This is a genomic window from Aminobacter sp. P4_D5 (assembly GCF_056401815.1).
On sequence record NZ_JBFUIP010000073.1, the window covers coordinates 22,823 to 28,822 of the forward strand.

Genomic DNA, 6,000 nt, shown 5'->3' on the forward strand with positions numbered 1-6,000 from the left:
CTCCTCGATCATAAAGCCCGAGAAAATTCTACTTTTGAAGCACGTTATTCGGCGGGGGGATTACCGGGCCGCGCGGCTTTTTCTTGCTGGCCTACTTGTCGTCGACTTGCTCGCCTTGTCCACGGCCCAAGGCCGAAACGGTGGGCATGGCGGCAGGTTCTTCAACCGGCGATCTCATCGCCMAAAAGCTGATTGTTGATCTTCAGCCGGGTGTTTTCCCACGAAGCGCCTCGTTTTCCTCACGGAGGGCCGCGTTGTGAGTGCGAAGCGCGTCGACCTGTGTTGAAAACGAATAGACCTGATCAACCAGCCCACTCACCGAAGAGCGCAATGCATTCCGCGAAAGCGTGTCTGCTAATCAGGCGAGGGGAGGCGCCTCTTTTTCATGGCCTGGGACAATCATGATTTGCCCCAAGCGTGGAACCTTCGCACCCAAAGACAGAATTCCAGTCGGGTTCTTATCCACAACTGTAAGGGCAAAATGCTGGTTGAAGAGTGGGGCACCAAATGAGCCTGCTCAAAAACATACCAGGTCGTTTCTGACCCCACGTCAAAAACACGGTTCAGAGAGCGCCTCAGCTTGTCGAGCCGCCAACAAATCGGGGATAACCGAGAAACAGTTCTGCCTTCTTGCCGAGAATGCCGCCAGCGGCATTGATGTCCTCAATGGCCAGCTTCCAGCCCACTTCGGCCGTCTTGCCGATCGACGCGCCGCCGCCGGTCATCGACATGATGCCGCCGATCTTGATGGTCTCTTCGGCCTGCGTAATGCCGGCAGACAGGGCTAAGGCCGCCACCGAAACCGTTCCGACGGCCGTACGACGTGTAATGGAAGTATTCCATTGGAAGTTCATGCGTTTCTCCTCCGCTTGTTCCAATCGTCAGCCAGTCACGGCCGCTCGCTTGCCGCATCGTCCGGTCGGACGATGAGCCGCTTTTCGTTAACTCAAGCGTTCGAAGCACGCGGTAAGAGCTTCGGGTGCAACGGTTTCAAGCTCGATCGAATTTTTGATTGTGGGATGGCGGCCGCTTCTGATGCGATCGGTTATGATCGAACCGACATCGAATTGTGGGTTTGGCATTGATCTAAGCAAGCACGAATGGAGCCTTGCCGGACCAATGCCCGGTATTGCCGTCCCTGCGCCGCACGGCTTCCACGGAAACGGCCCGGCTAGGGCTTGCCGTCTCTGGCACCTCTAGTCTTTTCGGACGAGGCCAATGGCGAGTTTGCAATACGTAATGCCCGGGTCAGGTTGCACCATCGGGGGATGTTGGTCGGTCTGCAAGGGGGAGATAGCTGCTTTGGTTGCCAAGCGGGGTCCAGTATCCAGTGCCTGCGCCGGGCGAGATCGATTTTGCCTTCGAGTCAATATCAGAGCTCGTGGAGGCCAAACTCAACTGGCGGCTCTGAGTGGCGCAGTTGGGATTGGCCGACGCCAGCTGGCACAATCGCTGGACGGTATTGTGAAGCACGCGGACCAGAACGATCGAAGAGCGTAACCGCCAAAGCGGGGTTGTCCGGACAGGACGATCGCCTGAGAAAATTCTACATGGGGGGAAGAAATCATGTCAGTCGACCATCTGCGCGCAAAGCTCTCCGGCTCTGGCCCGGCGTTGTTTTTCCCGGACCCCGAGGTTCCGGCGATCTTCAATTTCGACCAAGGCCTCGCCGCACCCGAGACCTTTCCCACTGACGATCTTGTGCGTCTTGCCCGCAAGGCTCTCGATGAGCATGGCGCCAAGGTGCTTGACTACTTCGACCCCGCCACCGGCTATGAGGAGCTGGTTTTCGGTTTCAAAGGCCTGCGCAAGGAGATCGCCGACCGCATCGAGCGCACCCAGGGCAAGCAACTTGGCACGCTCGGCGTCATCCTGACCTCGGGCTCGGTGCAGGGCATCGCTCTCGCTGCCAACGGCTACGTCAACCCGGGCGACGTCGTTGTCGCCGAAGCCGCGTCCTTCCCCTATGCGCTGCGATTCATGCAGATGGCTGGCGGCGACTTGCGTACCGTGCCGGTCGACGATCACGGCATGGACATCGACTCGCTTGAGGCACTGCTGGAGAAGGTCAAAGCCGAGGGCAAGAGGGTCAAGGTCGTCTATACCATCCCGACCTTCCAGACACCGACCTGCACAGAAATGTCCGTGCCGCGCCGGCGCCAACTGCTGAAGCTCGCGAGCGAACACGACTTCCTTATCATTGAGGACAATGTTTACGGCGACCTGCGCTTTGCCGGCGAGGAACTGCCGACCCTGCTTAGCCTCGACACCGACGACCGCGTCATCCAATGCGGCAGCTTCTCCAAGATCGTCGCGCCCGCGCTGCGCCTCGGCTGGGTCGCCGGACCGACTGCGGCCATCGAACCCATCGCCGCCGTGCGTCAGGACCTCGGTGTCAGCCAATGGCACGCCCGCGTCATGACTTCCTACATCGCCGAGGGCCTGCTAGACGAGCACATCGCGCAGGTTAACAAGGTTTACAAAAGCAAGGCCGAGACGGCGGCGCGCGCCGTGCGCGACTATTGCGGGAACTACGTCACCTTCCGCATGCCGCAAGGTTCTTTCTACCTCTGGCTCGAGATCGACGAACGCGTCGACTGGCTGCGCGCTGCCGAGATGTCGGCCAAGGAAGGCATCTTCTTCCGCCCCGGTGAGCGCTTCATGGGCGAGACCGACGGCCGCCAGTTCCTGCGCCTCGCCTACAGCCATGTCAGCGAGGACATAATTGAACGCGGCATCAAGAAGCTGGGCGAGATACTCAGTGCTTGCGCCAGGATTCCGGCATGACTTTAGCTGCGCGTACGATCGCGCGGGGATTCGTCTATCCCGAATGCCCCCGCTGGCATGACGGCCAACTCTGGTTCGCCGACCAGCACGACGGCCTCGTATATGTGCTCGAGGGCGACGGAGCCTGCAGTGACAGCTTCGCCGTTTCAGGCGGCCCGTCCGGGATGGGCTGGCTGCCCGATGGCAGTCTGCTCGTCGTGTCGATGAACGACCGTAAGCTATTCAGGCGCGGACGCGACGGCAGGCTCATGCTGCATGCGGATCTCTCCGGCGTCCACCCTTTTCATTCGAATGACATGGTCGTAGACGCTGAAGGCCGCGCCTATGTCGGCAATATTGGCTTTGACTTTTATGCCGGCCAGGCGCCGGCGCCGACCGTGCTCGCCATGGTCGCGCTGGATGGTACAGTTGGCGTCGCTGCCGATGGTTTGATGTGCCCGAATGGCGCGGTCATTTCGCCCGACGGCCGTACGCTAGTCATCGCAGAGTCGATGGCTGCCCGTCTGACCGCCTTCGACATCGGCGCCGACGGCAGCCTGTCCAACCGACGTCTTTTTGCCGCACTAGAGGGTCACGTGCCAGACGGTATCTGCCTCGACGCCGAGGGATATATCTGGGCGGCTTCGCCGTACAAAAAGGTCGTGCTAAGGGTGAGTCCGTTTGGCGAGATTGTCGATTGCGTCGAAATCTCCGACGCCAATCCCTATGCCTGCAAGCTTGGCGGCAAGGATGGTCGCGACCTGTTCATCTGCGTTGCGCCACACCATGATCCCGAAGTCACGGTGAAGCTCAGGGGAGGGCGCATCGATGTTGCTCGCGCCCCAACGCCTGGAGCCGAACGACAATGAGTGAAACCTCTACCAAGCGCTTCAACCCGCCTGATATGGCATTCGCCGGCATGAGCCAGGCCGTTGGCTGCGGCGACTTCGTGATGCACTCTCTGAAGGACCGGCAGGTTGTGTGCATAGGCGATCCGGCCGGTCAGACCGAACAGTGCTTTCACAACATCGAAGCTACGCTCGCCGAGGCCGGACTGAAGCTCGATCATGTAGTGTCGGTACGTAGCTACCTCACCAGCCGCGACGCCTATCACGGCTATGCGGCAGTCAAGAACCGCATATTCGCAGACAATCCGCCGGCGGCTTCGGCCGTCATTGTCAACGAGCTGGTCCTGCTTGACCTGCTGGTTGAGATCGAAGTGGTTGCTTGGCGTCACGCGCTTGGCAACCCGGCTTCAGAGTAAAGTTGCCTCAATCGACTTGTCCGAGCCGGTAGGTTAGCTCAGCGGCCTGCCTTCGCAGTCCGAACCGGTCTAGTTCCTCGACTTTGTCAATTACCATTTATGGCATCAAGAATTGCAAACGAGTCCAGGTCAATTACGACTATGACAGTATTGGCATGCTGCGGTCTCGCCACACGCATTTGCTTATCGGCATCTCGCCACAGGCTCACAGTCGATAGTGGGAAACGGTGACCCGGAGGCGTTAGGCAAGATCTACGTCAAGAGATACATCGAGGTTGCAAAATGAATATCGCGACTGAACACCGGGTAGAAAACAGCACCGGCGACTTCGCAAGGTTTATCAGCGATGAGATAGATCGGGCCCTAGCGCGTTTGGACAACGATTTTGGCGCAAATCAGCTTAACTCAGGGGCAAAAGTTTTTGGGCGCGACGCGTCGTTGGTCTCCATGCTACCGCCAATCGATGACCATTCCCACAGTATCGCTCAAAACCATTTGGCCGATCTGGCGTCTAAAGTCGTCCATGCCATTGCGACCGAAGCAGTCCGTCGTTTTGCATTGAATGACAGTCCGGCGATTTGGCGCCCCGTCGGAGTGGAGTCCGACGCGTATGTGCCCGTGTCTGGAGACACCCATGGTCCGTGTGGTGAGCTCGATTCAATGTTGATGGAAGATTGGGCAGGTCAGGTTGCTGGTCAGACCTATCTGGAAGAAAATCTTCGTATCCCAAGATCGACATTGCATTTGTGGAAGCGACGCAATGAAGTAATTGCACTGCGGACAGGGCGTCGCAAGCACGTATTTCCTTTGGCGCAATTCATTGATGGGCGCCCTGTTTCTGGGATACGAGATGTACTTTCTATAATTTCGGACCCACGTGTTAGCTGGTATTGGCTAAGCCGCCCTTGTGCTGATCTCGATGGTTGCGTGCCAATCGAGATGCTCAGGCGTGACCGTGTTGCGGAAGTCACCGCGGCCGCTTGCGCCTTTTCGCTAGGAGGCGAAACGTCTTCATAGATTGTCATGCTTTGGAAAGCCCGGAGCACGGTGTGAAGCTGGCGAGTGGAACGGGTAGGGGACCGAGGGCAATAGACCGCTCACAATGGGGAAACCCGATGACTCGGCACAAAAGGCGCTGCACGAAATTGGGTAGGCAGGCCCCTCAAAAAGCATCCCTGCCTCTGTATGGCAAAGACCAGGGGCCCCAAACGACGGGCCCCGAATACGGATTGCTTGCCAATATCACTCACTTTTTCGCCGATGCGCTGGCTACTGGTGTTGTTAAATCCCGCTATGCCTTTGCAAGGCGTCGTCTGTTGCTGGGGTTCACAGATTCCCGCCTTTAAGTATTTCAGGTTTGTTATTGCACAATTTGAACAAAAATGCATTGCAAGTGCACAATCTGAACTGGTTAGACGATATGTACAGTACAGAAATATAGATTTGTATCGGAACTGCAACAGTTAGCAAAAGATAATCGAGGTATCTAATAAAATCTGGCAATGTTTGTTGATCGTTTGTTTCAAATGGGCGATGTCGGTTCGACCAGGGACGGTGTGGGAGCATCAGACTTTTGGGCCTGAGGACAGGAAGGGTCGCTGTCTCCAGAATGTCAGACCCGTTTTTAGAATTGACTTGGGAGAATCAGGAAATGAATATTAAGAGCCTTCTTCTCGGCTCCGCTGCGGCTCTGCTCGCAGTCTCCGGCGCTCGTGCGGCCGACGCTGTTGTCGTCGCTGAGCCGGAGCCCATGGAATACGTTCGCATCTGCGACGTTTACGGTGCAGGCTTCTATTACATCCCCGGCACTGAGACCTGCCTGAAGATCGGCGGCCTCGTTCGTTACCAGATCGACTGGGCCCAGAACATCGGTGATAACGGCTGGAACAAGCAGGCACTTATGCGTCTGAAGTTCGATGCCCGTTCGGAAACCGAATACGGCACGTTCCGTCGWTACATCGAGTTCCAGG

6 protein-coding genes are annotated in these 6,000 nt (G+C 57.6%); 5 read left to right on the forward strand and 1 reads right to left on the reverse strand.

All coding sequences use genetic code 11. The annotated features are described in order from the left end of the window. Positions 1-575: 575 nt before the first annotated feature. Positions 576-854, reverse strand: coding sequence for an ABC transporter substrate-binding protein (locus tag AC1DWF_RS17005; protein ID WP_476785515.1), 279 nt, complete (start codon positions 852-854; stop codon positions 576-578). 712 nt (positions 855-1,566) lie between these two features. Between AC1DWF_RS17005 and AC1DWF_RS17010 the strand changes: the two genes are divergently transcribed. The 5 genes from AC1DWF_RS17010 to AC1DWF_RS17030 form a co-directional block, all read left to right on the forward strand. Continuing rightward, positions 1,567-2,787 carry an aminotransferase-like domain-containing protein gene (locus AC1DWF_RS17010; RefSeq protein ID WP_476785514.1) on the forward strand — a complete coding sequence of 407 codons (1,221 nt, stop codon included), beginning with the start codon at positions 1,567-1,569 and terminating at the stop codon, positions 2,785-2,787. Then, on the forward strand, positions 2,784-3,635 hold the full coding sequence (locus tag AC1DWF_RS17015; protein ID WP_476785513.1) for an SMP-30/gluconolactonase/LRE family protein: 852 nt from the start codon (positions 2,784-2,786) through the stop codon (positions 3,633-3,635). Before AC1DWF_RS17010 ends, AC1DWF_RS17015 begins: the two co-directional genes overlap by 4 nt. Next, a complete protein-coding gene (locus tag AC1DWF_RS17020) occupies positions 3,632-4,030 on the forward strand; it encodes a RidA family protein (RefSeq protein WP_476785512.1) in 399 nt (132 codons plus the stop codon). The genes AC1DWF_RS17015 and AC1DWF_RS17020 overlap by 4 nt, the downstream gene beginning before the upstream one ends. Positions 4,031-4,312: 282 nt before the next feature. Further along, complete coding sequence (locus AC1DWF_RS17025; RefSeq protein WP_476785511.1) at positions 4,313-5,047, forward strand: antitoxin Xre/MbcA/ParS-like domain-containing protein; 735 nt, start codon at positions 4,313-4,315, stop codon at positions 5,045-5,047. Positions 5,048-5,681: 634 nt separating this feature from the next. After that, a partial coding sequence (locus tag AC1DWF_RS17030; RefSeq protein ID WP_476841860.1) for a porin occupies positions 5,682-6,000 on the forward strand: 319 nt, incomplete at its 3' end.

Excerpts from the sequence above, each read along its gene's own strand:
- AC1DWF_RS17005 (WP_476785515.1), bottom strand. The coding sequence starts at position 854 with ATGAACTTCCAATGGAATACTTCCATTACACGTCGTACGGCCGTCGGA.
- AC1DWF_RS17010 (WP_476785514.1), top strand. The coding sequence starts at position 1,567 with ATGTCAGTCGACCATCTGCGCGCAAAGCTCTCCGGCTCTGGCCCGGCG.
- AC1DWF_RS17015 (WP_476785513.1), top strand. The coding sequence starts at position 2,784 with ATGACTTTAGCTGCGCGTACGATCGCGCGGGGATTCGTCTATCCCGAA.
- AC1DWF_RS17020 (WP_476785512.1), top strand. The coding sequence starts at position 3,632 with ATGAGTGAAACCTCTACCAAGCGCTTCAACCCGCCTGATATGGCATTC.
- AC1DWF_RS17025 (WP_476785511.1), top strand. The coding sequence starts at position 4,313 with ATGAATATCGCGACTGAACACCGGGTAGAAAACAGCACCGGCGACTTC.